This is a genomic window from Streptomyces sp. NPDC003023 (assembly GCF_042888225.1).
Taxonomy (GTDB): Bacteria; Actinomycetota; Actinomycetes; order Streptomycetales; family Streptomycetaceae; genus Streptomyces.
Map to the genome: position 1 here is coordinate 20,971 of NZ_JBIAPL010000009.1, position 26,484 is coordinate 47,454.

A 26,484-nucleotide genomic window follows, 5' to 3' on the forward strand; every position below is an offset into this window, starting at 1 on the left:
CGCCGGGTGCCGAGGCGCGGGCCCCGGCTGCCGTCACGCCCCGGAGAGGGTGCGGACACCGTCCGACCCGGTGCGCGCTGGGCGCACCGGGAATCCGGCGCGTCAGATGACGCCGGTGCTCGACGAGTCGTCGGCAGGCGCGCTGTTCGTGGTGGGGGCCTCGGACGTCCCGGTGGGGGCCGCGGCGGAGTCGCTCTCCGACGGGGCCGAAGTGTCGCTCTCCGACGGAGACGGACTGGGGCTCGTGGTCGGCGTCGGGTCCGGCGAGGAGGACGGCGGCTTCGAGCTCGTCGGGGGCTTGGAACTCGTCGAGGGCTTGGGAGCTGTCGGCGGCTTCGGATCCGAAGGGTTCTGAGACTCCGACGCGCTCGGCGACGGCCTGCTCCCCGGCATCGACGGGCCGTCCGTCGCGGCGGGCCTGGTGTCCTGTGTCGAGGAGGTCGACGGCGTCGGCTTGTCGTCCTTCTCGCCGTCCTCCTCGTCCGAGGAGGCGTCGGCCGCCGGTTCCTCGTCCGGCCAGTCGTCGCCGAGTCCGTCCTCGTTCACCGGCTGACCGTTGCGCACGTCGTCGCCGGGCGGCTCTTCCTGGTCCGAGGTCATGCCGAGTGTGACCACGGTGCCGAGGACGGCCGCGAGCAGCGCACCCGCTCCCGCCGCGACGACGTTGCGGCGGGCTCCGCCGAGGAGGGCGGCGCGGCGGCTCGTCGGGCGGTCGGCAGGGGTGGTCGCGGCGGCCGCCCGCGTCGTGGAGAGGCCGCCCGTCGCCGCGAGGGTCGCGCCCTCGGGCTTGGTCCGCGGCAGTCGCTTCGTCAGCGCCGGCGCCGGTACGCCCCGCGCCGGCGACACGGGACCCGCCGAGGCGAGGGACAGGGCGGGCGCCGGCGCGGACTCGCGGTCGGCGACGAGCGCGAGGGCCCGCCGTCCCGCGACGGTGCCGCTCTTGTCGGCGAGCGCGCCGCGCATGCCGACGGACGTCTCGAGCTCGGCCCGGGCCCGGTCCAGGTTGCCGGTGATCAGCGCGAGGACGCCCAACTCGTGGTGGAAGTAGGCCTCTTCCGCGACCTCGCCGGCGATCCGGGCGGCCTCGGAGCCCACCCGCAGGACCCGCTCCCAGGCGGCCCACTGGCGGCCGGCCGCGAAGACGGGCGCGGCGCTGCGGGCCAGCAGCACGGCCGTGCTGGAGTGGCCGGTCTCCCTGCCGGGCACCAGCGCGCTCAGGGCGGCCAGGATGGCGTCCGCCTCGGCCGCGGCCCGCTCGGGCGTGACGGAGGGGTGCCCGGTCCACCAGGCGTAGTGCTGTGCGGCGGTGTGGGCGTGGCCGACGGCGTCCTCGTCGTAGCCCTTCTCGCGGAGCTGGGCCATCACGCCGGCGGCCAGCCGGTAGCGCGGGCCGGCCGGGGAGAGCAGGCCGCAGCTCATCAGTTCGCCGAGTGCGGCGTCGGCGTGGGTGTCGCCGACCATGGCCGGCAGGTGCGCCTGGTGCGGGACCTCACCGCCGAGGGCGACGGCGAAGCGCAGGGTCTGGCGGGCACAGTCGCCGAGCCGCGAGGCGAGCAGCGAGGCGGGTGCGGCTCCCTCGCCGAGCGTCGGCAGGGGTACGTCCTTGCCGCCGGCTGCCGCGAAGGGCGCGAACTCCTCGAACGCCTCCGGGTCGGCGCGCAGTTCGTCGCACTGGCGCAGCAGGGCCGCCGCCTGTACGAAGCGCAGGGGCAGGCCCTCGGACTCGAACCAGAGGTCGCCCGCCCAGTTGGACTCCTCCTCGGTCAGCGGCCGGTCCACCGACTGCTGCAGCAACTCGAGCGCGGCGGCGCGGCCGAGGCCGCCGAGGAAGACCTCTTCGAGGTGCGAGTCGGCGGTGGGCGCGGCGACGTCCGGGGTGGCGGCGACGAGGAAGGCGCATTCGGGAGCGGCGTCGAGCAGTTCGTCGAGGGACGAGCCGCCGAACTCGAGGTCGTCGAGGATGACGACGGCTCCGATGTCGCGCACGAATCCGGCGAGCGCGTTGCGGTCGGGGCGGTGTCCGGGAGCGTCGTAGACGACCGTGAACAGCTCGTGGAGCAGTTCGGCGGACGTGCGGTGGTGGCCGCCCAGCCGTACGACTCCGTCGGGAGCGAAGTCGCCGCACTCGGCGGCGACGGCGTCGAGCAGGGCGCTGCGGCCGGAGCCGGACGGTCCGGTGAGCCGGACGGAGCGGCCGCGGCCGAGCAGCCGTACGAGGCGCTCCCGCGTCTCGTCGCGTTCGAGGAGCGGCGGCCGGGGCGCGGCCGGGCCGGGCGGGAGCGGCGGCCGCGCGGCCCGCAGGAGTTCCGCGCGATCCGTCGCGCTGCGGCGGGCCGGGCGGCCCGGCTGCTCACCGGGCGGGCAGGGTTCGATCTCGCTGCCGTCGACGGGGTTGACGGTGAGGAGGAGATCGCCTGAGACGAGTTGGACCGTGCGCCGGGGCGGGGTCGGGGACTGTCCGAAGTCGGGCGTGATGGCGTCGCGCGGCGGCCGCTGCGGTCCGACGCCCTCGCCGAAACTGTCGTTGTCCATGGTCAAAGCTCCCAGTCAAGGTTCGCTCGGCCTTGCCGTCGCCAAGATCAGAGCTCTTGGTGCCGAAGCCGCGTGCGGTGCCCTCCCGGCCTTCCTGCACGCCATGTCGCCTCGGTCCGGAGCCCACCTCATGGGTCCGTCGAAAGGGCGGGCGATCGAACCCTAGACGTTCGCCACGCATCGCGAAACCTGCGGGGTGCCGCCCGGTCCCTGACGTCACGGTCTCAGGAGGATTGCACTGCTCGCCCCGTTCGTGCCCCCGTCGCACCTGACGGGGCGATTCATCCGGCGCGGGCACCGCCCGCCGTCGTCGCCGCCTTTGAGGACGGCGACCGATGTCACACCCGCGGAAGCGATTCGGCTGCGAGGCCGCCCTCGATGGCGAGGATGCGGTGGAGCCGGGTGGCCACGAGGAGGCGCTGCATCTGTGGCGGCACACCGCGCAGCACCAGCCGGCGTCCGCATCTGCCCGCCCGCCGGTGCGCGCCCATGATGACGCCGAGCCCGGTGGCGTCCCAGGAGTCGAGCTGGGTCAGGTCCAGCACCAGGTCGCCGGCTCCCTCGTCGACGGCCGAGTGCAGGACCGTACGGGCGTCCGCCGCGCTGCGGACGTCGAGGCGGCCCCCGACGACCAGCTCGGCGTGGTCGCCCCTGATGTGCATATGCGCTCCCCGAGTGTGCTGACAGTGCCCCGTGTCGACTGTGTCGCTGACTGTTCTTGTTCTGTTCTTCTCCGTCTTGCAACAACTGACTGCCGCACAGGCGGAGGGGTTGCTACTTGTAAGCGAACCGATACCGAATTCACCCCGGCGGGTGATACCGAACCGGTCGATACCGCCAGAGGCGCCGTCAGTGCTTGTAGAAGCCCTGCCCGCTCTTGCGGCCGATGTCACCGGCGTCCACCATCCGGCGCATCAGCTCCGGCGGGGCGAACTTCTCGTCCTGGGACTCGGTGTAGATGTTGCTCGTGGCGTGGAGCAGGATGTCGACGCCCGTCAGGTCGGCGGTGGCGAGCGGCCCCATGGCGTGCCCGAAGCCGAGCTTGCAGGCGATGTCGATGTCCTCGGCGGTCGCCACGCCCGATTCGTACAGCTTCGCGGCCTCGACGACGAGCGCCGAGATGAGGCGGGTGGTGACGAAGCCGGCGACGTCGCGGTTGACGACGATGCAGGTCTTGCCGACCGACTCGGCGAACTCCCGCGTGATGGCGAGCGTTTCGTCGCTGGTCTTGTAGCCGCGCACCAGCTCGCACAGCTGCATCATCGGCACGGGCGAGAAGAAGTGGGCGCCGACGACACGCTCCGGGTGCTCCGTCACGGCCGCGATCTTGGTGATCGGGATGGCGGAGGTGTTGGAGGCGAGGACGGCGTCGTCCCGTACGAGCTTGTCGAGCGCACGGAAGATCTCGTGCTTGACCTCGAGCTTCTCGAAGACGGCCTCGACGACGATGTCCGCGTCGGCGACGGCGTCCAGGTCGGTCGTGGTGGTGATGCGGGCCAACGCCGCCTCGGCGTCGGCCGCTTCGAGCCTGCCCTTGGAGACGAACTTGTCGTAGGACGCCTTGATGCCGTCGGTGCCGCGGGTCAGAGCCTCGTCGGTCACATCACGCAGTACGACGTCCCAGCCCGCCTGGGCGGAGACCTGCGCGATTCCGGAACCCATGAGTCCGGCACCGATGACGGCGAGCTTCCTGGCCACTGCGGCACTCCTTAACGGCCCCGAAGGCCTTAACGACTGTTTACATGTGCGCTCTCTGCCGGAGGTTAGCGTCCGTGAGGCACCCCTGTGACCGCGAAGAGATGCGCGTCACGTCCCACATGGCGGACATCACACCGGCAGGGGCCGTCAGGCGTCACGGACGGAGTACGTGAGCACCTTTTCGCCGAGCAGCGCCTCCATCTCGTCGATGAGGTCGAGGGCGTCACGTGAAACTTCGTCGGCTTTGCGCCCCTTGACCATTTCCGCACCGATCCATCCCATGACGGTGCCGTGCATCCAGGCGAGTTGCCCGGCGACGAGATCGGGCAGCACGTCACCCTCGGCGGCCCCGGCCTCCCTGCGCATGGTGGCCGTCAGGTCGAGCAGGCTCTCCTGCTGGATGGCCCACAGACGGGAGCGCAGGGTCTCCGCCTCGGTGATGACCTTCATGAAATCGGCGTAGCCGTCGAAGAGACCGACGACCGGGGAGCAGCCCTCGACCGCCTCGCGCAGCTCACGCAGCACGGCGTCCGCGGCCGACTCCCCCGCGCGCCGGCCGCGCACCCACCGGGAGAGCCGGTCGACCACGTCCTTGCCGCGGTCGAGGAAGAGGTCCTCCTTGGCCGGGAAGTAGTTGTAGACGGTGTTGACGGAGACGTCCGCGGCGTCCGCGACCTCGGCGATCGTCACGGTGACGAAGCCGTGCTCGACGAACAGCCGGGTGGCCACATCCGAGATGTGCTGCCTCGTCTGCCGCTTCTTGCGCTCACGCAGTCCCTCCGCCATGCCCTCATCGTAGCTTTCCTGCACTCTACGAAAGTTTGGGGTCATTGCAAAAATTAAGTGTCTCTGTTTTTCTTGGGCCATGGCAATCATCAGCACCGCCGGGCTCTCCCGGACGTTCCGCACCAAGAACGGTCAGGTCGAAGCCGTGCGCGGCATCGATCTGACCGTGCGACGCGGCGAGATCCTCGGTTTCCTCGGACCGAACGGAGCGGGCAAGACCACCACGCTCCGGATGCTCACCACCCTCCTCCCGCCCACCGGCGGCGCGGCCACGGTGGCCGGCTGCGACCTCGTCCGCGACCCGGCGGGGGTCCGCCGCAAGGCCGGTTACGTGGCACAGTCCGGCGGCGTCGACCCGACCGTGAGCGTGCGGGAGGAGCTCGTCACCCAGGGACGGCTGTACCGGCTCGACAAGGAGGAAGCGGCGGCCCGCACGGAGGAGTTGGCGAAGGACCTCGGCCTGACCGAACTCCTCGACCGCAGGGCCGGCGCGCTCTCCGGCGGACAGCGGCGCCGGCTGGACATCGCCATGGGGCTCATGCACCGGCCCGAGGTCCTCTTCCTCGACGAACCGACCACCGGCCTCGACCCCGGCAGCCGCGCCGACCTGTGGGACCTGATCCGCAGGCTGCGCGACGAGCACGGCACCACCGTCTTCCTCACCACGCACTACCTCGACGAGGCCGACGAGCTCTCCGACCGGCTGGTGATCGTCGACAAGGGCGTGGTCGTCGCGGAGGGGACCCCGGCAGCACTCAAGGAGCAGTACGCCGGCTCCGCCGACGCAACGCTCCAGGAGGCGTTCCTGGCCGTCACCGGGCGCGGCCCGGCTCCCGTCGACGCCGCTCCGGTCGCCGTCTGATCCGTAAGGACTCCGTGATGCGTGAATTCCTCTCCGACACCGCACTGATCTTCGGGCGGTACGCCCGGCAGACACTGCGCTCCCGTTTCCAGATCTTCTTCGGCACACTCATGCCGCTGCTCTACCTGCTCTTCTTCGGTCCGCTGCTCACCGACCTGACACTGTCCTCCCGAGGCGACTCCTGGCAGGTCCTCGTACCCGGACTGCTGCTGCAACTCGGCCTCTTCGGCGCGTCCTTCGCCGGCTTCGCCGTCATCATCGAGAAGAACCACGGCGTCGTGGAGCGAATGCGCGTCACACCCGTCAGCCGGCTCGCGCTGCTGCTCGGACGAGTGCTGCGGGACGCGGCGCTGTTCGTGTTCCAGGCCGTGCTGCTCGTACTGGCCGCGCTGGTGATGGGGCTGCGGGCGCCGCCGGCCGGTCTGCTGATCGGCTTCGCCTTCGTGGCGCTGCTGACCGTGTCGCTCGCGTCCCTGTCGTACGCGCTGGCGCTGAAGGTCCGCACCCCGCAGGAGTTCGGCCCGGCGATCAACGCGCTCGCGATGCCGTCGATGCTGCTGTCCGGGCTGATGCTGCCGATGACGCTCGCGCCGGGATGGCTGGACGCCCTGTCGCACCTGATGCCGTTCCGCTATCTGGTGGACGCGGTGCGGGACGCGTACGTCGGCGAGTACGCCACCGCGGCCATGCTGTACGGCGTGCTCGTCGCCGTCGGTTTCGCGGCGCTGGCCGTGACGGTCGGCACACGCGTCTTCCGGCGGGCCGGAGCGTAACTAGGCTGGCCACATGGTCAACCTCACGCGCATCTACACCCGTACCGGCGACCAGGGCACCACCGCCCTCGGCGACATGAGCCGCACCGCCAAGACCGATCTGCGGATCTCCGCGTACGCCGACGCCAACGAGGCCAACGCGGTCATCGGCACGGCCGTCGCACTGGGCCGGCTCGACGAGGAGGTCGTCAAGGTCCTCGTCCGCGTGCAGAACGACCTGTTCGACGTGGGCGCGGACCTCTCCACCCCGGTGGTCGAGAACCCGGAGTACCCGCCGCTGCGGGTCGAGCAGTCGTACATCGACAAGCTGGAGGCGGACTGCGACCGCTTCCTGGAGCAGTTGGAGAAGCTGCGCAGCTTCATCCTTCCGGGCGGTACTCCGGGCGCGGCGCTGCTGCATCAGGCGTGCACGGTCGTACGGCGGGCCGAGCGGTCCACCTGGGCGGCCATGGAGGTGCACGGCGAGACGATGAACGCGCTGACGGCGACGTACCTCAACCGCCTCTCCGACCTCCTGTTCATCCTCGCCAGGGTGGCGAACAAGGAGGTCGGGGACGTGCTGTGGGTGCCGGGCGGGGATCGCTGACCTCGTACTCCGCGGATCACCGACACGGCTGGACGGCGGGGCCGGGAAGGGCTGTCGCACGGCCCGATGATCGAGGGGTCGGCGGCCGACCGGGAGCTCGACAGGAGCTGCACGACGCGGCGATGAGTCTTCCCGGCCCGGCCGGTCTACCGTTCGTTCGTTCAAGTGATCAGAACGCGCGAAGCAGGAGGTGCGACATCAGCCAGTTGCTGAGGGTCCAGAACTTCACCGTCTCGAGCGACGGGTTCGGCGCCGGCGAGGGCCAGAGCCTCGAGAAACCGTTCGGTCATGCCGATCCCGGGACAATGTTCGCCTGGGCCATGGCCACCGACCACCCGCCCGTCAAGCGCTCCGAACCCGGTGGCAGCCGAGGTCTGGACGACTACATCACCCGGGACTACGCCCGTGACATCGGCGCCGAGATCATGGGCCGCAACAAGTTCGGGCCGCAGCGCGGGCCCTGGCAGGACCACGAGTGGCAGGGGTGGTGGGGTGACGAGCCCCCGTTCCACACGCCGGTGTTCGTCATGACGCACCACAAGCGCCCGTCGTTCACGCTCCTTGACACCACGTTCCACTTCGTCGACGGCACCCCGGCCGCGGTGCTCGCCCAGGCGAAGGAGGCGGCGCAGGGCCAGGACGTCCGGCTTGGCGGTGGGGCCACGATCATCCGGCAGTTCCTCGAGGCCGACCTCGTCGACACCCTCCATGTGGCGGTCGTGCCGACGAGGCTGGGCTCCGGGGCCCGGCTGTGGGAGTCCCCCGACGAGCTGCTCGACCGGTTCCACCAGGACGTCGTGCCCAGCCCGAGCGGCGTGACGCACCATCTGTTCTGGCGGAAGTGAGGCCGGACGGCCCCGCTCTCCAGCCGCATCAGCGACCTCGACACACCGGGCGGCACTCGACGCGGGTCAGCGCGCGACGCATCGGGTCAGCGCTCTACGCGGACCGGTTCGCGGTCGGGCTCCCCGGCCGGGGCCTTCTTCGGCCAGATCGCGTACGTGAGCGCGATCAGGCCGTGGATGCCGGCCACGCGCCAGGCGCCGTACATCCAGCTGCGCAGGGACTCGGTCCGACCGGCGTCGCCCACGTACCAGATCGCGATCTGCAGCAGTCCACTCGCGACGGCCGCCCCCACCAGCGTGCCGAGCCAGACCCTCCCCTCGTACCGGGCACGGGCCATGCCGTGGCGCGGCGGCTTCCGCGGGGGCGGGCCGCCGGCCAGGCGGTGCGCGGCGTGGCCGTCGAGCCATTTGACGGTGCGGTGGCCGTGGCCGACGGTGTAGCCGATGTACAGCGCGGCCAGCCCGTGCGTCCAGCTCGGCTCGGCGCCGTTCTTGAGGTCGATCGCCGTGACCACCAGCAGCAGCACTTCCAGCAACGGCTCGCACAGCAGCAGCGCCGCCCCCGTGCGGGGCATCTTCAACAGGTAGCGGACGCCGAGTCCGGCGGCGAGCAGCACCCAGAAGCCGACCTCGCAGATCACGATCAGCGTGACGATCACGGCAGTTTCTCCCTTCGTACGTCTCAAGCGTGTCGGCCGGCGGGCGCCGGCGCGTCGTCGGCTGTGAGGAACCGCCACTGCATCCTCCGATGTACCGCGGGCTCACCCCGTGCGGGGACGCCCGTCGGCACGGTGCCGTGTTTCATTGGACCGGTGACCTTCCCGCGCCCCCACCGTGACGACGTCCTCATCGCGGTCTTCGGCCTGATCGGCGGCCTCGTGATGTGGGCGCTCGGCCTCCACACCAACGGTCCGGAGGCGCCGCTGCCGTCCTGGGTGACGCCGGTGCCCCTCGTGGTGATGGCAGGGCTGGAGCTGTTGCGCCGCACGATGCCCCGCACGGCGCTGGCCGCCGGCACGGCCGCGGTCCTGGTCGACCCCCTGACGCCCGGCAGCCTGGCCACGCTCCTGATGTTCGCGGACCTCGTCTACGCGGCGGTGGTGTACGGGACCCCGGCCTCCGCCCGCCGTGTCCCGGTCACCACCGGCATGATCACGCTCGCTGTGACGATCGGCTTCCTGGCCTGGCTGCGGGATCCCGTCGCCCTGCTGATCGGCGTGGTCACCGGGCTGCTCTCCTTCGGCCCCGCCACCACCGGTGCGATCGTCCGCAACCACCGGGAGGCGGCGAACGCCGCGCGGCTGCGGGCCGAGCAGACCGCGCTGCTCGCCGAGATGGACCGCACTCAGGCGATCACGGCCGAACGCGCCCGGATGGCCCGTGAGCTGCACGATCTGGTGGCGGGCCACCTGTCGGCGATCGCGATCCACTCGACGGCCGCCCTCTCCCTCGACGACGACGCGACGACCAAGCAGGCGCTCGCCGTCATCCGGGAGAACAGCGTGGCCGGCCTGTCCGAGATGCGCCGGCTGATCGGGCTGCTGCGGGACAGCAGCGGCGACGCGCAGCCGGCCGCGGCTCCGACGCTGGCGGGGCTGGACGCCCTGGTGGCGCAGGCACGGACGAACGGCTCCCCGAGCGGGCTGACGTTCGCGCTGCACGACGACCGTGACACGGACCGGCGACTGCCGGCTCCGGTGGAGCTCGCCGCGTACCGCATCGTGCAGGAGTCGCTCACCAACGCGATCAAGCACGCGGAGGCCGGTGAGGTGCGGGTCGAGGTGTCCGGCGGGGCGGGCGGCGCCCTGCGCGTGACGGTGACCAGTCCCTTCGACGGGCGTCCGGGGCCCCGGGCTCCCGGGTCCGGGGCGGGACTGGTGGGGATGAGGGAACGGGCGGACCTGCTGGACGGCACCTTCGAGGCAGGCCCCGCCCGGGCCCGGGCGACCGGCCCCGAGAAGATCTGGCGCGTACGGGCGGTGCTGCCCGTCGTGGACGACGACAAGGAGCCCTCCGCATGACGGCGGAAGCGGAAACGGACGCTGCGCGGGACACATCCCGTATCCGGGTGCTGGTCGCGGAGGACCAGAGCGCGGTACGGGCGGGACTGGTGCTGATCCTGGGCAGCGCGCCGGACATCGAGGTGGCCGGCGAGGCCGGGGACGGCGAGGAGGCGGTGCGCCTCGCCCGCGAGCTCCGTCCGGACCTCGTGCTGATGGACATTCAGATGCCCCGGCTGGACGGGGTGTCCGCTACCCGGCAGGTGGTCGCTGAGGGGCTGGCCGACGTGCTGGTGCTGACCACGTTCGACCTCGACGAGTACGTCTTCGGGGCGCTGCGGGCGGGCGCGGCCGGTTTCCTGCTGAAGAACACCGAGGCCGCCGATCTGCTGCGGGCGGTGCGCACGGTGGCAGGCGGGGAGGGGCTGATCGCGCCGGCCGTCACACGGCGTCTGATCGCCGAGTTCGCCGCACCCGGCCATTCGCGGCCCGTGGACGGTCCGGACCCGGCGGTGCTGGAGGTGCTGACGAGGCGGGAGCGCGAGGTGCTGTCCTGCCTCGGGGAGGGTCTGTCGAACGCGGAGGTCGCGCAGCGGCTGTCGATGGCGGAAGCCACGGTGAAGACGCACGTCAGCAGGCTGCTGGGGAAGCTGGAACTGCGCAGCAGGGTGCAAGCGGCGGTCCTCGCTCAGGAGTTGGGGGTCTGACACCCCACCGCACCCCACCGGACAACAGGGTGAACACCTTTGGTCTGGACCTATTGACGATTGGTCCAGACCACCCTAATCTCCACCCAGCACGCTGCGGTGAGCCTCGCGGCGTGCGCCAGTGCATGGACCACCCCTGACATGTCCGCACTCAACTCGAGGAGCGTCCTTGAGCACTCAAGCGCTGCGAACCCCCCGCACGAGACCAAGATTCAGAGCCAGGGCAACCGCCGGCCTGACCGCGTTGCTGCTCCCCCTCGCCGCCATGGTCGGCCTCGCCTCCCCGGCGGAGGCGGCCACCTCGGCGACCGCGACGTACACCAAGAGCTCCGACTGGGGCACCGGCTTCGAGGGCAAGTGGACGGTGAAGAACACCGGCACCACGACGATCAACTCGTGGACCGTCGAGTGGGACTTCCCCTCCGGTACGAAGGTCACCTCCGCCTGGGACGCCACGGTCACCAACTCCGGTGACCACTGGACCGCCAAGAACGTCGGCTGGAACGGCACACTGGGCCCCGGCGCGTCCGTCTCCTTCGGCTTCAACGGCAGCGGTTCCGGCTCGCCGTCGAACTGCAAGCTGAACGGCGCCTCCTGCGACGGCGGCAGCGTCCCCGGTGACAACCCGCCCTCCGCCCCCGGCACCCCCACCGCCTCGGGCGTCACCGACACCTCCGTGAAGCTGAGCTGGAGCGCGGCCACCGACGACAACGGCGTCAAGAACTACGACGTCCTGCGCGACGGCGCCAAGGTCGCCACGGTCACCGGCACCACCTACACCAACACGGGCCTGACCGCCGGCACCGACTACTCGTACTCCGTCCAGGCGCGCGACACCGCCGACCAGACCGGACCGGCCAGCGGTGCCGTCGCCGTCCGCACCACCGGCGGTGGCGGTGGAGAGCCCGGCCCCGGCGACAAGGTCAAGCTGGGCTACTTCGCCAACTGGGGCGTCTACGGACGCAACTACCACGTGAAGAACCTGGTGACCTCCGGCTCCGCGTCGAAGATCACTCACATCAACTACGCCTTCGGCAACGTCACCGGCGGCAAGTGCACCATCGGTGACGCCTACGCCGACTACGACAAGGCGTACACCGCCGACCAGAGCGTCGACGGCGTCGCGGACACCTGGGACCAGCCGCTGCGCGGCAACTTCAACCAGCTCCGCAAGCTCAAGGCGAAGTACCCGCACATCAAGGTGCTGTGGTCCTTCGGCGGCTGGACCTGGTCCGGTGGCTTCGGCCAGGCCGTGCAGAACCCGGCTGCCTTCGCGCAGTCCTGCTACGACCTGGTGGAGGACCCGCGCTGGGCCGATGTCTTCGACGGCATCGACCTGGACTGGGAGTACCCGAACGCCTGTGGCCTGTCGTGCGACACGTCCGGCCCCGCGGCCTTCAAGAACATGATGCAGGCCATGCGCGCCAAGTTCGGTGCGAACAACCTGGTCACCGCGGCCACCACGGCGGACGCCTCGTCCGGCGGCAAGATCGACGCGGCCGACTACGGCGGCGCCGCGCAGTACATCGACTGGTACAACGTGATGACGTACGACTTCTTCGGCGCCTGGGCCGCCAAGGGCCCGACGGCTCCGCACTCCCCGCTCACCTCGTACTCGGGCATCCCGCAGGCCGGCTTCAACTCGGCCGAGGCGATCGCCAAGTTCAAGGCGAAGGGTGTGCCGTCCAAGAAGCTGCTGCTGGGCATCGGCTTCTACGGACGCGGCTGGACCGGTGTGACCCAGTCCGCCCCGGGCGGTACCGCGACCGGACCGGCCGCCGGCACGTACGAGCAGGGCATCGAGGACTACAAGGTCCTCAGGAACAGCTGCCCGGCCACCGGGACGATCGCGGGCACGGCGTACGCCCACTGCGGCACCAACTGGTGGAGCTACGACACCCCGGCGACCGTCACCTCGAAGATGAGCTGGGCGAACAACCAGGGGCTGGGCGGCGCCTTCTTCTGGGAGTTCAGCGGTGACACCGCGAACGGAGAGCTGGTCGGCGCGATCAACAGCGGCCTCGGATAGTTCACCGGGCCACTGACGAGGAACCGCTGACGAAGAGCCGTTGACGACGAAGCCCGGGAGAGTCGTCTCTCCCGGGCTTCGTCATGCACTGCCACGCGTTCTCACAGGCTCACGGGACGTGCCGGGTGCCGCCGGCGCTCCCCATGCGTCCGGGGGTCTCCCGCCGCATCGGGTCTCCCCAGGACTCGGACCGGACCGGACCGGACTGCACCGGACTGAACCGGACTGGACCGGACTGGACCGGACTGGACCGGGCGACGAGCAGCCCGCTTCACGCCACATTGACCCTCTGGCCGGGCGGGGCGGCCTCCAGCCAGGCCAGGAAGCCGGTCAAGGCGTCCTCGCTCATGGCCAGCTCCAGACGGATCCCCCGGTGCAGGCAGCCGAGCACCACCGCGTCGGACAGGAGCGCGAGCTCCTCCTCGCCCTCGGGCGTGCGGCGCGCGACCACCTCGATCGCCGAGCGCTCGAGGACCCGGCGAGGACGGGGAGCGTACGAGAAGATCCGGAACCACTCGATCCGGTCGCCGCTGTAGCGGGCGACCCCGTACACCCAGCCCTTGCCGGTGGGGTCCTGGCCCTCGGGGATGTTCCAGCGGAGACTGCAGTCGAAGGTGCCGCCGGACCGCTGGATCAGTCTCCTGCGCAGTCCGAAGACGAACAGTCCGATCACCACCAGTGCGACGACGCAGCCGCTCACAAGCAGAGCGAGGAACATGTCCACCGACCTCCTCGCATCGTCCCGTAACCGAATATCACGTGCACCTGCATCGCCTCAGCCGCGGCACGGCCCGGAGGAGATCCGGGCCGGCCGCGGCTGAGGGACAAACTCTTCGGCGGGGCGCGACTAGCGCACCGCCACCGCGCGCAGACGGACGTCGGCACGCCGCTCGGCGGCGGCGTCCGTGTCCGACTGGGCGCGCTCCAGCGCACGCTCGGCGCGCTGGACATCGATCTCGTCCGCCAGCTCGGCGATCTCCGCCAGCAGCGACAGCTTGTTGTCCGCGAACGAGATGAATCCGCCGTGCACCGCGGCGACGACGGTTCCACCCTCACTCGTACGGATGGTCACCGGGCCCGATTCCAGCACACCGAGCAGCGGCTGGTGACCGGGCATGACGCCGATGTCGCCGGACGTGGTGCGCGCGACGACCAGGGTGGCCCCGCCGGACCAGACACTGCGGTCCGCGGCGACCAGCTCGACGTGCAGCTCAGCAGCCAAGGTTGGCTCCTCGGGTCACCACCCGGCGGCTTCGCCGGGTGTTGGGTCAATTCTAGATGGCGTAACGAAGGGGGCGGGACGCACCCGCCCCCTTCAGCGAGTCAGGTGACTCAGGAGACGCCGAGCTCCTTGGCGTTGGCCTTGAGGTCCTCGATGCCACCGCACATGAAGAACGCCTGCTCGGGGAAGTGGTCGTACTCGCCGTCGCAGATCGCGTTGAACGCGGCGATCGACTCGTCGAGCGGCACGTCCGAGCCGTCCACGCCGGTGAACTGCTTGGCGACGTGGGTGTTCTGCGACAGGAAGCGCTCCACGCGACGGGCACGGTGGACAACCAGCTTGTCCTCCTCGCCCAGCTCGTCGATACCGAGAATCGCGATGATGTCCTGGAGGTCCTTGTACTTCTGCAGGATTCCCTTGACGCGCGTGGCGGCGTCGTAGTGCTCCTGCGCGATGTAGCGCGGGTCCAGGATGCGGGACGTGGAGTCCAGCGGGTCCACGGCCGGGTAGATGCCCTTCTCGGAGATCGGACGGGAGAGAACCGTCGTCGCGTCGAGGTGGGCGAAGGTGGTGGCCGGGGCCGGGTCGGTCAGGTCGTCCGCGGGAACGTAGATCGCCTGCATCGAGGTGATCGAGTGACCACGCGTCGAGGTGATGCGCTCCTGCAGCAGACCCATCTCGTCGGCCAGGTTCGGCTGGTAACCCACCGCGGACGGCATACGGCCGAGCAGGGTGGACACCTCGGAGCCGGCCTGGGTGTACCGGAAGATGTTGTCGATGAAGAAGAGCACGTCCTGCTTCTGAACATCGCGGAAGTACTCCGCCATGGTCAGACCGGCCAGGGCGACACGGAGACGGGTGCCCGGGGGCTCGTCCATCTGACCGAAGACCAGTGCGGTCTTGTCGATGACGCCCGACTCGCTCATCTCGTCGATGAGGTCGTTGCCCTCACGGGTACGCTCACCGACGCCCGCGAACACCGACACACCGTCGTGGTTGTTGGCGACGCGGTAGATCATTTCCTGGATCAGAACGGTCTTGCCGACACCGGCACCACCGAACAGACCGATCTTTCCACCCTTGACGTACGGGGTGAGAAGGTCGATGACCTTGACGCCGGTCTCGAACATCTCGGTCTTGGACTCGAGCTGGTCGAAGGTGGGCGCCTTGCGGTGGATCGCCCAGCGCTCGCCGATGTTGGCGTTCTCCTCGGGCTTGTTCAGCACCTCACCGAGGGTGTTGAACACCTTGCCCTTGGTGAAGTCGCCGACCGGCACCGTGATGCCGTTGCCCGTGTCGGTCACCGGGGCCTGGCGGACCAGACCGTCGGTGGGCTGCATCGAGATCGCGCGGACCAGGCCGTCACCCAGGTGCTGGGCGACCTCGAGGGTCAGCGTCTTGAGCGCGCCGTCCTCGGCCGGGTCGGCGACCTGGACGGTCAGCGCGTTGTAGATCTCCGGCATTGCGTCGACGGGGAACTCCACGTCGACGACCGGGCCGATGACCCGGGCGACGCGGCCCGTGGCAGCGGCCGTCTCAACTGTCGTCGTCATTACTTGTCACTCCCCGCGGTCGCGTCGGCCAGGGCGCTGGCGCCACCGACGATCTCGCTGATTTCCTGGGTGATTTCGGCCTGGCGGGCCGCGTTGGCAAGCCGCGAGAGGCTCTTGATGAGCTCTCCGGCGTTGTCGGTCGCCGACTTCATCGCGCGGCGGGTGGCTGCGTGCTTGGAGGCAGCGGCCTGGAGCAGCGCGTTGTAGATACGGCTCTCGACGTAGCGCGGCAGCAGGGCGTCGAGGACGTCCTCGGCCGACGGCTCGAAGTCGAACAGCGGAAGGATCTCGCCCTTCGTGTCCGTCTCCTCCTGAGCCTTCTCGAGGCTGAGGGGCAGCAACCGGTTCTGCACCGGCGTCTGCGTCAGCATCGAGACGAACTCGGTGAACACGATGTGGAGCTCGTCCACACCGCCCTCGGCCGTGTCCTTCTCGATAGCCGCGATCAGCGGGGCCGCGACCTGCTTGGCGTCCGCGTACGTCGGATTGTCGGTGAAGCCCGTCCACGACTCCGTGACCTTGCGCTCACGGAAGCCGTAGTACGACACACCCTTGCGGCCGACGATGTAGGCGTCGACCTCCTTGCCCTCGCCCTGGAGCCGCTGGGTCAGCTGCTCCGCCGCCTTGAGGGCGTTGGCGGAGTATCCGCCGGCCAGACCGCGGTCGCTCGTGATGAGCAGGATCGCGGCCCGGGTCGGGTTCTGGGCCTCTGTGGTCAGGGCGTGGTTCGTCGTCGACCCCGTCGCCACCGCGGTCACCGCACGGGTGAGCTCGGTCGCGTACGGCGTGGAGGCCGCCACCTGGCGCTGCGCCTTGACGATGCGCGAGGCGGCGATCATCTCCATCGCCTTGGTGATCTTCTTGGTCGCGGTGACGGATTTGATGCGACGCTTGTAGACCCGGAGCTGGGCTCCCATGAGTCAGGTCCCTTCCGTCGTCTACTTGGCGGTGCTGACCGGAGCGTCCTCGCCCAGAAGCTTGCCGTCCGAGGTCTCGAACTGCTTCTTGAACGCGGCGATGGCGTCAGCGACGGACTGGAGGGTGTCGTCCGACATCTTGCCGCCCTCGGCGATGCTGGTCAGAAGCTCCTTGCGCTCACGGCGCAGGTGCTCCAGCAGCTCGGCCTCGAAACGGCGGATGTCGGCGACCGGGACGTCGTCCATCTTGCCGGTGGTACCGGCCCAGACGGAGACGACCTGCTCCTCGACGGGCATCGGCTGGTACTGGCCCTGCTTGAGCAGCTCGACCATGCGCTTGCCGCGCTCCATCTGAGCCTTGGAGGCCGCGTCCAGGTCGGAACCGAAGGCGGCGAACGCCTCCAGCTCGCGGTACTGGGCGAGGTCCACGCGCAGACGGCCGGAGACCTGCTTCATGGCCTTGTGCTGGGCGGAACCACCCACACGGGAGACCGAGATACCGACGTTCAGGGCCGGACGCTGACCGGCGTTGAACAGGTCGGACTCCAGGAAGCACTGGCCGTCGGTGATGGAGATGACGTTGGTCGGGATGAACGCCGACACGTCGTTCGCCTTGGTCTCGACGATCGGCAGACCCGTCATCGAACCGGCGCCCATGTCGTCGGAGAGCTTGGCGCAGCGCTCCAGCAGACGCGAGTGCAGGTAGAAGACGTCACCCGGGTAGGCCTCACGGCCCGGCGGGCGGCGCAGCAGCAGGGACACGGCGCGGTAGGCGTCGGCCTGCTTCGAGAGGTCGTCGAAGATGATGAGGACGTGCTTGCCGTCGTACATCCAGTGCTGGCCGATGGCCGAGCCGGTGTACGGGGCGAGGTACTTGAAGCCGGCCGGGTCGGACGCCGGGGCGGCGACGATCGTCGTGTACTCGAGCGCGCCGGCCTCTTCCAGGGCGCCGCGAACGGACGCGATGGTCGAGCCCTTCTGGCCGATGGCGACGTAGATGCAGCGGACCTGCTTCTTCGGGTCGCCGGAACGCCAGTTGTCACGCTGGTTGATGATCGTGTCGACGGCCAGGGCGGTCTTGCCGGTCTGGCGGTCGCCGATGATCAGCTGACGCTGGCCACGGCCGATCGGCACCATCGCGTCGACGGCCTTGTAGCCGGTCTGCATCGGCTCGTGCACCGACTTACGGGCCATGACGCCCGGGGCCTGCAGCTCAAGGGCGCGGCGGCCCTCGGTCGCGATCTCGCCGAGGCCGTCGACCGGGTTGCCGAGGGGGTCGACGACGCGGCCGAGGTAGCCCTCGCCGACGCCGACCGAGAGGACCTCACCGGTGCGGGTGACCGGCTGACCCTCCTCGATACCACTGAACTCGCCGAGGACGATCGCACCGATCTCGCGCTCCTCGAGGTTGAGGGCGAGACCGAGGGTGCCGTCCTCGAACTTCAGCAGCTCGTTCGCCATGGCCGAGGGAAGACCCTCGACCTTCGCGATACCGTCGCCGGCCAGGCTGACCGTGCCGACCTCCTCGCGCGAGGCCGCGTCCGGCTGGTACGACTGGACAAAGTTCTCCAGCGCGTCCCGGATCTCCTCCGGCCGGATCGTGAGCTCCGCCATCTGGGTTCCCTGCTCTCCTTGTTGGGCCCGAAGTTTCTTTGGGGGTCTGGGGGCGACCCCCAGGAATCTTCTGCAATCTCTGCACGGCCCAACCGGGCCGCTGGTGATGCTTGTTCTGTTGCTGCGCTGCGCTGCGTGCCGTCAGCCGGCCATGCGGCGGGTCGCCTCGTCGAGACGCTCCGCGACGGTGCCGTTGATGATCTCGTCGCCGACTCGCACCGAGATCCCGCCGAGGACCGTCGGGTCCACTTCGAGGTTGAGGTGCATGTCACGGCCGTACACCCGCGCCAGGCCCGCGCCGAGACGCTGCTTCTGCGCCTCGGTGAGCGGCACCGCGGAGGTGACGACGGCGACCATCCGGTCCCGGCGCGCCGCGGCGAGCTTGGACAGGGAGTCGAGTCCCGTCTCCAGGCTACGTCCCCGCGGGTGCGTGACGAGACGGACGACCAGACGCTCGGTCACCGGGTCGGCCTTGCCGCCGAGCAGGCTGCCCAGCAGCTCGCCCTTGGCGGGCGCCGAGGCCGACCGGTTGGTCAGTGCCGACCGCAGTTCGGTGCTGGACGAAAGGATCCGGCCGAACCGGAACAGCTCGTCCTCGACGTTGTCGAGCACACCGGTCTTCTGCGCCGCCGTGAGGTCTGCGGTGTTCGCCAGCTCCTCGAGCGAGTCGACCAGGTCGCGCGACTGCGACCAGCGGGACCGGACCATGCCCTTGAGCAGGTCGGTGGTCTCGCCACCGACCTGACCGGCGAACACACGTCCGGCGAGCTCGGCCTTGGCCTCGGCGGCCTGCGCCGGGTCGGTGAGGACCCGACGCAGCGACACCTCACGGTCGAGCAGCACGGTTACGGCAGCCAGCTCGCCGGCGAGCTTCGCCGCGTCGACCGAGGTGTTGTCGGTCAGCGCGTCGAGCGACTCGTGCGCGGCGGCCAGCGCCTCGCGGCTGGCTCCGTTCATCGGGTGGCCTCGGCCTTCGAAGCGCCGTCCTCGAGCGAGTCGAGGAAGCGGTCGATGGTGCGGCTCTGGCGGGCGTGGTCCTCGAGGGACTCGCCGACCAGCTTGCCGGCCAGGTCGGTGGCGAGCTTGCCCACGTCCTGACGCAGCGCGGACGCCGCGGCCTTGCGGTCGGCCTCGATCTGGGCGTGACCGGCCGCGATGATCTCCTCGCGCTGCCGCTGGCCTTCCGCCTTCATCTCAGCGATGATCGCGGTGCCCTGCTCGGTGGCCTCCTGGCGCAGCCGAGCGGCCTCGTGACGGGCCTCGGCGAGCTGCGCCTTGTACTGCTCAAGTACGCTCTCGGCCTCGATCTTGGCCGCATCGGCCTTCTCGATGCCGCCTTCGATGGCCTCACGACGCTCTTCCAGAACCTTGTTGATGTTCGGGAGGAGCTTCTTCGCGAGGAAGAAGAAGACGATAGCGAAGGCGATCAGGCCGATGACGAGCTCGTCGAGGTGCGGAACGAGCGGGTTCTGCTCCTCCACAGCCGCGAGCTGCTGAACCAGAGGGTTCACATCAGTGCCTTCCGTAAAGTGTTGGGCTGCTCAGTCGATTAGGACTTGAAGACGAAGCCCATGACGATGCCGATGAGGGCAAGCGCCTCACAGAAGGCGAAACCCATGATCTGGTTGGTGCGGATCAGGCCGGCCGCCTCGGGCTGACGGGCGAGGGCCTGGGTGCCGTTACCGAAGATGATGCCGACGCCGACGCCGGGGCCGATCGCGGCAAGGCCGTAACCGATGGAGCCGAGGTTGCCGGTGACGGCGGCAAGGGTCTGGGACATGCCAGTTCTTCCTTCTCTTTCACGGACCGGTGGGGGTTGGCCACCGGACGTCTGTTGGTCGGGGGGTCGGGTCGCTCAGTGGCTCTTGGCGAGCGCGCCCTGGAGGTAGCTGCAGGCCAGGAGTACGAAGACGTAGGCCTGGACAGCCTGGATGAAGAGCTCGAAGGCGGTCATCGCGATGACCATGATGAACGAGGTACCGGCGTAGACGATGCCGATGCCGTTCAGCAGGTACCAGCTGGCGAGGGTGAACATCACCAGCAGCATGTGACCCGCGAACATGTTCGCGAAGAGCCGGACCGCGTGGGTGAACGGCCGGATGAGCAGGTTGGAGAACAGGTCGATGAACGCGACGAGCCACTTGACCGGGCCCAGCGAGTTGTCGTAGCCGGTGATGTTCTTCCAGCCGCCGACGAAACCGTGGGTCTTGAAGGTCAGGCTCACCCAGAGCACGTAGACCAGGATCGCCAGGGCCGCCGGGTACGCGATGATCGACGTCACCGGGAACTGGGCGAGCGGGATCACGGACCACATGTTCATGATCCAGATGAAGAAGAACAGCGAGACCATCAGCGGGACGTACTTCTCGCCGTCCTTCTTGCCCATGATCTCGTAGACGATCCCGCGGCGGACGAAGTCGTAACCGGCCTCGCCGACCATCTGAAGCTTGCCCGGGACCATCTTCGGCTTGCTGAACGCCGCCCAGAAGAACCCGACGACGACGAGCGTCGACAGAAATGCCAGCAGCATGGCCTTGTTGAACTCGAAGCCGCCGACGGTGAAGATGGGCTTGAACAGGAAGGAGTGGAGCCCGGGCGCCGGGAAGCCACAGTCCCTGAAGATCTGACAGCTTGCGTCGAAGGCGAGCATCTGGGGGTCAGCACTCACCGCGGGCTCCTTCAGCGTGGCGCATAGGTACGGCAACCTCGTTGTGTCGGCGCGGCACGCGGCCGCGGTTCGGCACTGGACTGGTGTTTCGGATGTGGGGGCGGCTGTCAGGCGTTGAGCCTCGCGATGGAACAGGCGTCAGCTCAGATGCCCGCGCCCGCAGTGCCGCAGTTGGCACCGGACGATAGCAGGATCGCGAACGACCGTTTATCCCGCCCCTACCTCTCACGCCGCCGGGCCCGTCTTCACGGGGTTCTCACCCTTGGCGGACTCGGGATCGACGTAGAGGATCTTCGTCTTCATGTAGGCACGTGCCTGCGCGGTGACCCAGACGACGGTCGCCGCGAGGAGCGTGAAGGCGAAGGCCTTGGCGTCGAACAGGGTGGTGTCCTGGAACGCCATCATGAAGACGAGAAGCAACAGCAGCTGCGCCGTGTAGAGCATCAGCCCCATCGCCTGGAACAAGTGCGGAAAGTTCTTCGCCGTCCGCTGCAGCACCAGCATGCCCATCCCCATGAAGAGGATCACCACCAGGGTGCCGACGACGGCGCCGATCGCCCCCTTGCCACCGGCGACCACGCCGCTGATCACAGCGGCGACGGCGCCGGCGACAGCGGTGGGTACGGCGGCGAGAAGGAGAGTGCGTGCGTCGTTGGACGGCATGGCGGCAGCTCCGCTTGCTGGTGGGGGCAGTGGTGTCGTCATGGACGAGCGTAAGCCCGGTCCGAGATAGGTCCTCGGGGCCAACGAACCGTCGCACTACGGTCCTTCGGCGCTGTCTCCGGGTCTCGTGAACGGTATCACAAACTATTTGATGAGGTCTTTACCCAGTGGTGTGCCAACTCTCACACATGAGAGTGAACGCGCCCGTGTGTGCACGACAACTGGTCGCTATGTCTGGTAATGAGGCCGAATGCCGACTGTTCGGTACCCGTGTCAGCCTCGCGTGCCGGCCTTCCGCCGGTCCGAGAAGCGCGAACGGGGGCCGATGGCGGTCGCTCCGTTGACGCCGCCCACGCCCACCCGGACGGGGATCCGCTCCTCGTCGTGCAGGCGGTCCACGTCGTCCTCGAACGACGTCGTCGCCGAACCCTCCGCGGCCGGGGCCACCGCCTGATGCGCCCGGCGGCTCCGCCGGCGGTAACGCGGCGGTACGAACGCCTCCGCCCAGCCAGGAGCCCGCGGCGTGAAACGCGGCAGCAGCAACAGCACCAGTCCGACCGCGCTCAGTACGACGACGACCAGCACGATCCAGATCACCGCGTGCACCGAGTACGCGACAACGCCGAAGGCGATCAGGGCGGACCAGAAGTACATGATCAGCACGGCCCTGCTGTGGGAGTGCCCGATCTCGAGGAGCCGGTGGTGCAGGTGGCCGCGGTCCGCGGCGAACGGCGACTGGCCCTTCCAGGTACGGCGGACGATCGCCAGCAGCAGGTCGGCGACCGGGATCGCGATGATCGTCAGCGGCAGCAGCAGCGGGATGAAGACCGGCAGCGCCGCGTGCGTCGCCTCGCGGGTTCCGCCCTCGTAGAGCTTCAGGGCGTCCATGTCGACCTGCCCCGTCACCGAGATCGCGGCCGCCGCGAGCACGAGCCCGATCAGCATCGAGCCCGAGTCGCCCATGAAGATCCGCGCGGGATGCATGTTGTGCGGCAGGAAGCCCAGGCACATTCCCATCAGGATCGCGGTGAACAGGCTGGCGGGCGCGGCGGCCTCGATGCCGTAGCTGACCCAGATCCGGTACGCGTAGACGAAGAACGCCGCCGCCGCGATGCACACCATGCCGGCCGCGAGGCCGTCGAGACCGTCGACGAAGTTCACCGCGTTGATGGTGATGACGACCAGGGCGACCGTCAGCAGGGTCCCCTGCCAGCTGGTCAGCGAGACGGTGCCCACACCGGGGACCGGGATCCACAGGATGGTCAGACCCTGTACGACCATGACGCCGGCGGCGATCATCTGGCCGCCCAGCTTGATCAGGGCGTCGATCTCGAACTTGTCGTCCAGGACGCCGATGATCCAGATCACGGCGGCACCGGACAGCAGGGCCCGTGGCTCGTTCGACAGCTCGAAGACGCCGTTCAGGTTCTCCAGATGGTCCGCGACCAGCAGCCCCGCGCACAGGCCGAAGAACATCGCGATGCCGCCGAGCCTCGGCGTCGGTTCGCGGTGCACGTCGCGGGCGCGAATCTCGGGCATCGCACCACTGGCGATGGCGAACTTCCTCACCGGACCGGTGAGGAGATACGTCACCGCGGCCGTGACACATAGCGTCAGCAGGTAATCACGCACGGGCTGCCCCACAGAAATCGCTGGCCATCTCAGCCCCACACCCTAGCTGTGGTAGCCACATGCTTGAGGACACACGGGGGCTTGCGATGGTTGCACAGCGACAGCACGGCAACGCCGCTACCCCGCGAACGGCGGATGCCCGGCGACGAGATCCCGCACCTTCGCGCGGATGTCGCGCGCCTCTCCCTCGTTCCGGAGCGCCGCCGTGAACAGGGCCGCGATCCGGCCCATCTCCGGGCGGCCCATGCCCTGGGTGGTGACGGCGGCGGTGCCCAACCGGATGCCGCGACCGTCGCCGTACGGGAGCGCACATGTGTCCAGCACGATCCCCGCGGCGGCGAGCCGGCCGCGGGCGGCCCGGCCCTCCACACCCAGGTGAACCGGGTCGGCGCCAACGATATGGGTGTCCGTACCGTCCGTCAGCACGGCGAAGCCCTCCGCGGCGAGCGCCGCCGCGAGCTCCCGTGCGTTGGCCACCACCTGATGCGCGTACGCGGTGAACGCGGGCGTCGCCGCCTCGCCGAACGCGACCGCCTTCGCGGCGATGGTGTGCATCTGGGCGCCGCCCTGTGTGAACGGGAAGACCGCCCGATCGACACGCTCCGCGAGCTCGGAACCGCAAAGGATCATCCCGCCGCGCGGCCCGCGCAGCACCTTGTGCGTGGTGGCGCACACCACATCCGCGTAAGGGACCGGATTGGGCGCGGCACCACCGGCGACCAGACCGATCGGATGCGCCGCGTCGGCGATCAGATACGCGCCGACCTCGTCCGCGATCTCGCGGAACTGCGCGTAGTCGAGGTGCCGGGGATACGAGATCGACCCGCAGACGATCGCCTTCGGCCGGTGCTGACGGGCCAGGTGGCGCACCTGGTGGTAGTCGACCAGACCGGTCTCCGCCTCCACGCCGTAGCCGACGAAGTCGAACCAGCGGCCGGAAAAGTTCGCGGGCGAGCCGTGGGTGAGGTGCCCGCCGTACGGGAGGCCCATGGCGAGCACGGTGTCGCCGGGGCGCAGCAGGGCCGCGTACGCGGCGAGAACGGCGGAGGAACCGGAGTGCGGTTGCACGTTCGCGTGCTCCGCCCCGAACAGCGCCTTGGCACGCTCGATCGCGATGCGCTCGGCCGCGTCGACGAGTTCGCATCCACCGTGGTGGCGGGCGCCGGGATAGCCCTCCGCGTACTTGTTCGCGAGCGGCGACCCGAGCGCGGCGAGCACCGCGGGCGAGGTGAAGTTCTCGGCGGCGATGAGCTGGAGCGTGGTCGACTGACGCTGCGCCTCACCGAGCAGGATGTCCGCGACCTGGGGGTCCTGGCGGCGCAACTCGGCGAACGAGGGGGCGCTGTGGGCGGGCGCTTCACGGGTGACGGACATGACGGCTCCGGTCCTCTGGCCTGTGCGGCCCCTCCACAGTAGAACCGGCGCGGATGCCCCGCGCGGTGTATGCGCCCCTGGAGACGGCCATCGGACTCCGCCCGGGCTCCTGCCCCGCCCGCGGGCGACGTACCGCGCTCGCGCTCCGCGCGGGGGCCGCGGCCTCCCCCTACGGCCTGGCGGCCGAGGCGGAGGCAACGCGGGGGCAGCGCCCCAGCCGAGCCTCATCCCGCCCAGCAAACCAGCCCGCTCGGCAGCGGCAACTCCAGCCTCGCCGGCGTTTGAGGCGCGGAGATCCGGACGAACGCACCACACACGCCGCCAGACGCAGGGGCAGCGCCCCCAGCTGAACTGCATCCCGCTCCCCGAACCAGCCCACACGGCAGCGGCAACTCCAGCCTCACGGGCGTTCGAGGCGCGGGGTACGGACGAACGCACCACACACGCCGCCACACGTACGGGCAGGCCCCCGGCCGAGCCGCATCCGCCGCGCAAACGAACCCGCTCGGCAGCGGCAACTCCAGCCTCGCCGGCGTTTGAGGCGCGGGGTACGGGGCGGAGCCCCGGAAACACCGCGCGCAGCGCGGGGGACGGGTCCGGGCGGGGGACGGGTCCGGGCGGAGCCCGGTTGTGGGAGGGGGCGGGGAGGGGAACAGGCCCGCCGTAGGCGCTACCGCGCCGGAACCCCCGTCAGCGCCGTGACCACCGGATCCAGCGCCTGATGAATCTCGTCGCCGATCGACCGGAAGAACGTGATCGGCGCCCCGTATGGGTCGAAGACCTCATCCGCGTCAGGGCTCGGTGCCAGCAGCCACCCGCGTAGAGCCGCCGCCGCCCGCACCAGCGCGCGCGCACGTTCCACCACGCCCTCCTCCCTCGGGTCGGGAAGGGTCGCCGGGTCTATGGCGCGCACCAGCCGGGTGAACTCCTTGAGCGTGAAGGTCCGCAGCCCGGCCGAGTGGCCCATGGAGATGACCTGCGCCCGGTGGTCCCGCGTCGCCGTCAGCACCAGGTCCGCCCGGATGACGTGCTCGTCGAGCAGCTCACGGCCCACGAAACCGCTCGCGTCCGCGCCGAAGTCCGCGAGGACGATCTCGGCGTTGGCCTCCATCGGGGCTCCCTCGTGGCCCCAGGTGCCCGCGCTCTCCACGATCAGGCCGCCCGTGAGGGGATCGCCGAGGCGGTCGCTCAGGGCATGGCGGGTCAGCCGCTCGGTGATGGGCGAGCGGCAGACGTTGCCGGTGCTGACGTGGAGGATGCGGAAGGTCGAAACCGCGTTGCCGGTACCGCCCGTACTGCCCGTACGGCTGGTCTCCGCTATGCCACGCCCCTCAGGGGCGGTCAATTGGCCACCTCGAGGTCTGGTACCACCTTGCGCAGCTCTTCCGCGGAGACGGCTCCCTCGCGCAGCAGCACCGGGACCTTCCCCGTCACGTCGACGATCGAGGACGGCACGATGCCCGGGGTGGGGCCGCCGTCGAGGTAGACGGAGACGGAGTCGCCGAGCATCTCCTGCGCGGCGTCGCAGTCCTCGGGCGAGGGGTGTCCCGTGAGGTTGGCGCTGGAGACGGCCATCGGGCCGACCTCGGTGAGCAGTTCGATCGCGACGGGGTGCAGGGGCATCCGGATCGCGACGGTGCCGCGGGTGTCGCCCAGGTCCCACTGCAGGGACGGCTGGTGCTTGGTGACGAGGGTCAGCGCACCGGGCCAGAAGGCGTCGACGAGTTCCCAGGCCTGCTCGGAGAAGTCGGTGACCAGGCCGTGCAGGGTGTTCGGGGAGCCGATGAGGACCGGGGTGGGCATGTTGCGGCCGCGGCCCTTGGCGTCGAGCAGGTCGGCGACCGCCTCTGAGGTGAAGGCGTCCGCACCGATCCCGTACACGGTGTCGGTGGGCAGCACGACGAGCTCGCCGCGGCGGACGGCCGATGCGGCCTCACGCAGGCCGGTGATGCGGTCCGTCGCGTCGTTGCAGTCGTATCGCCGAGCCATCAGCGGGCCTCCTGGTACACGTGCTTGGTCATCT

Annotated in this window: 26 protein-coding genes; 7 read left to right on the plus strand and 19 right to left on the minus strand. The window is 69.8% G+C overall.

Annotation, left to right across the window (positions count from 1 at the left end; all coding sequences use genetic code 11):
* Positions 1-102 precede the first annotated feature (102 nt).
* From ACFYV1_RS26160 to ACFYV1_RS26175, 4 genes are all read right to left on the minus strand, one after another.
* Entirely contained in the window at positions 103-2,532 is a 2,430-nt protein-coding gene (locus tag ACFYV1_RS26160; RefSeq protein WP_389398032.1) for an ATP-binding protein, read from the minus strand.
* 338 nt (positions 2,533-2,870) lie between these two features.
* Positions 2,871-3,194 carry an STAS domain-containing protein gene (locus ACFYV1_RS26165; protein WP_389398033.1) on the minus strand — a complete coding sequence of 108 codons (324 nt, stop codon included), beginning with the start codon at positions 3,192-3,194 and terminating at the stop codon, positions 2,871-2,873.
* 187 nt (positions 3,195-3,381) lie between these two features.
* Positions 3,382-4,230: a 3-hydroxyacyl-CoA dehydrogenase family protein gene (locus ACFYV1_RS26170; RefSeq protein ID WP_389398034.1), complete on the minus strand. Its 849-nt coding sequence runs from the start codon at positions 4,228-4,230 to the stop codon at positions 3,382-3,384.
* A gap of 147 nt (positions 4,231-4,377) precedes the next feature.
* Positions 4,378-5,016: a TetR/AcrR family transcriptional regulator gene (locus tag ACFYV1_RS26175; protein WP_389398035.1), complete on the minus strand. Its 639-nt coding sequence runs from the start codon at positions 5,014-5,016 to the stop codon at positions 4,378-4,380.
* 79 nt (positions 5,017-5,095) lie between these two features.
* Between ACFYV1_RS26175 and ACFYV1_RS26180 the strand changes: the two genes are divergently transcribed.
* From ACFYV1_RS26180 to ACFYV1_RS26195, 4 genes are all read left to right on the plus strand, one after another.
* Positions 5,096-5,878: an ABC transporter ATP-binding protein gene (locus tag ACFYV1_RS26180; RefSeq protein WP_389398036.1), complete on the plus strand. Its 783-nt coding sequence runs from the start codon at positions 5,096-5,098 to the stop codon at positions 5,876-5,878.
* A 17-nt stretch (positions 5,879-5,895) separates the two neighbouring features.
* Positions 5,896-6,651, plus strand: a complete 756-nt coding sequence (locus ACFYV1_RS26185; protein WP_389398037.1) for an ABC transporter permease — start codon at positions 5,896-5,898, stop codon at positions 6,649-6,651.
* A 13-nt stretch (positions 6,652-6,664) separates the two neighbouring features.
* Positions 6,665-7,237 carry a cob(I)yrinic acid a,c-diamide adenosyltransferase gene (locus ACFYV1_RS26190; RefSeq protein WP_389398038.1) on the plus strand — a complete coding sequence of 191 codons (573 nt, stop codon included), beginning with the start codon at positions 6,665-6,667 and terminating at the stop codon, positions 7,235-7,237.
* Between the two features lie 197 nt (positions 7,238-7,434).
* On the plus strand, positions 7,435-8,082 hold the full coding sequence (locus ACFYV1_RS26195; RefSeq protein ID WP_389398233.1) for a dihydrofolate reductase family protein: 648 nt from the start codon (positions 7,435-7,437) through the stop codon (positions 8,080-8,082).
* 86 nt (positions 8,083-8,168) lie between these two features.
* Here the strand turns inward: ACFYV1_RS26195 and ACFYV1_RS26200 are convergent, their stop codons facing one another.
* On the minus strand, positions 8,169-8,741 hold the full coding sequence (locus ACFYV1_RS26200; RefSeq protein WP_389398039.1) for a hypothetical protein: 573 nt from the start codon (positions 8,739-8,741) through the stop codon (positions 8,169-8,171).
* A 153-nt stretch (positions 8,742-8,894) separates the two neighbouring features.
* On the opposite strand from ACFYV1_RS26200, the gene ACFYV1_RS26205 reads away from it, so the two are divergent.
* From ACFYV1_RS26205 to ACFYV1_RS26215, 3 genes are all read left to right on the plus strand, one after another.
* Entirely contained in the window at positions 8,895-10,103 is a 1,209-nt protein-coding gene (locus ACFYV1_RS26205; RefSeq protein WP_389398040.1) for a sensor histidine kinase, read from the plus strand.
* Positions 10,100-10,789, plus strand: a complete 690-nt coding sequence (locus ACFYV1_RS26210; RefSeq protein ID WP_389398041.1) for a response regulator — start codon at positions 10,100-10,102, stop codon at positions 10,787-10,789. The genes ACFYV1_RS26205 and ACFYV1_RS26210 overlap by 4 nt, the downstream gene beginning before the upstream one ends.
* Before the next feature lie 265 nt (positions 10,790-11,054).
* On the plus strand, positions 11,055-12,818 hold the full coding sequence (locus tag ACFYV1_RS26215) for a glycosyl hydrolase family 18 protein (protein WP_389398234.1): 1,764 nt from the start codon (positions 11,055-11,057) through the stop codon (positions 12,816-12,818).
* 271 nt (positions 12,819-13,089) lie between these two features.
* Here ACFYV1_RS26215 and ACFYV1_RS26220 read toward each other — a convergent pair whose 3' ends face one another.
* The 14 genes from ACFYV1_RS26220 to ACFYV1_RS26285 form a co-directional block, all read right to left on the minus strand.
* Positions 13,090-13,536, minus strand: a complete 447-nt coding sequence (locus tag ACFYV1_RS26220; protein ID WP_389398042.1) for a DUF2550 domain-containing protein — start codon at positions 13,534-13,536, stop codon at positions 13,090-13,092.
* 129 nt (positions 13,537-13,665) lie between these two features.
* A complete protein-coding gene (locus ACFYV1_RS26225) occupies positions 13,666-14,040 on the minus strand; it encodes a F0F1 ATP synthase subunit epsilon (protein WP_389398043.1) in 375 nt (124 codons plus the stop codon).
* Between the two features lie 110 nt (positions 14,041-14,150).
* A complete protein-coding gene (atpD, locus tag ACFYV1_RS26230; RefSeq protein ID WP_389398044.1) occupies positions 14,151-15,593 on the minus strand; it encodes a F0F1 ATP synthase subunit beta in 1,443 nt (480 codons plus the stop codon).
* Positions 15,593-16,510 carry a F0F1 ATP synthase subunit gamma gene (locus ACFYV1_RS26235; RefSeq protein ID WP_389398045.1) on the minus strand — a complete coding sequence of 306 codons (918 nt, stop codon included), beginning with the start codon at positions 16,508-16,510 and terminating at the stop codon, positions 15,593-15,595. The genes atpD and ACFYV1_RS26235 overlap by 1 nt, the downstream gene beginning before the upstream one ends.
* Positions 16,511-16,531: 21 nt before the next feature.
* Entirely contained in the window at positions 16,532-18,124 is a 1,593-nt protein-coding gene (gene atpA / locus ACFYV1_RS26240) for a F0F1 ATP synthase subunit alpha (protein WP_389398046.1), read from the minus strand.
* Between the two features lie 141 nt (positions 18,125-18,265).
* Positions 18,266-19,081, minus strand: coding sequence for a F0F1 ATP synthase subunit delta (locus ACFYV1_RS26245; protein ID WP_389398047.1), 816 nt, complete (start codon positions 19,079-19,081; stop codon positions 18,266-18,268).
* On the minus strand, positions 19,078-19,635 hold the full coding sequence (locus ACFYV1_RS26250) for a F0F1 ATP synthase subunit B (RefSeq protein WP_389398048.1): 558 nt from the start codon (positions 19,633-19,635) through the stop codon (positions 19,078-19,080). Before ACFYV1_RS26250 ends, ACFYV1_RS26245 begins: the two co-directional genes overlap by 4 nt.
* A gap of 38 nt (positions 19,636-19,673) precedes the next feature.
* Complete coding sequence (gene atpE / locus ACFYV1_RS26255; RefSeq protein WP_389398049.1) at positions 19,674-19,904, minus strand: ATP synthase F0 subunit C; 231 nt, start codon at positions 19,902-19,904, stop codon at positions 19,674-19,676.
* Between the two features lie 75 nt (positions 19,905-19,979).
* Positions 19,980-20,792, minus strand: coding sequence for a F0F1 ATP synthase subunit A (atpB, locus tag ACFYV1_RS26260; protein WP_389398050.1), 813 nt, complete (start codon positions 20,790-20,792; stop codon positions 19,980-19,982).
* A 225-nt stretch (positions 20,793-21,017) separates the two neighbouring features.
* Entirely contained in the window at positions 21,018-21,455 is a 438-nt protein-coding gene (locus ACFYV1_RS26265) for a hypothetical protein (protein WP_389398051.1), read from the minus strand.
* 273 nt (positions 21,456-21,728) lie between these two features.
* On the minus strand, positions 21,729-23,087 hold the full coding sequence (locus ACFYV1_RS26270) for an MraY family glycosyltransferase (RefSeq protein ID WP_389398052.1): 1,359 nt from the start codon (positions 23,085-23,087) through the stop codon (positions 21,729-21,731).
* A 117-nt stretch (positions 23,088-23,204) separates the two neighbouring features.
* Positions 23,205-24,461 (minus strand): serine hydroxymethyltransferase, encoded by a 1,257-nt coding sequence (glyA, locus tag ACFYV1_RS26275; RefSeq protein WP_389398053.1) that lies wholly within the window; start codon positions 24,459-24,461, stop codon positions 23,205-23,207.
* Positions 24,462-25,131: 670 nt separating this feature from the next.
* Positions 25,132-25,806 (minus strand): protein-tyrosine-phosphatase, encoded by a 675-nt coding sequence (locus ACFYV1_RS26280; protein WP_389398054.1) that lies wholly within the window; start codon positions 25,804-25,806, stop codon positions 25,132-25,134.
* Positions 25,803-26,450 carry an L-threonylcarbamoyladenylate synthase gene (locus ACFYV1_RS26285; protein WP_389398055.1) on the minus strand — a complete coding sequence of 216 codons (648 nt, stop codon included), beginning with the start codon at positions 26,448-26,450 and terminating at the stop codon, positions 25,803-25,805. The genes ACFYV1_RS26280 and ACFYV1_RS26285 overlap by 4 nt, the downstream gene beginning before the upstream one ends.
* Positions 26,451-26,484: the final 34 nt, after the last annotated feature.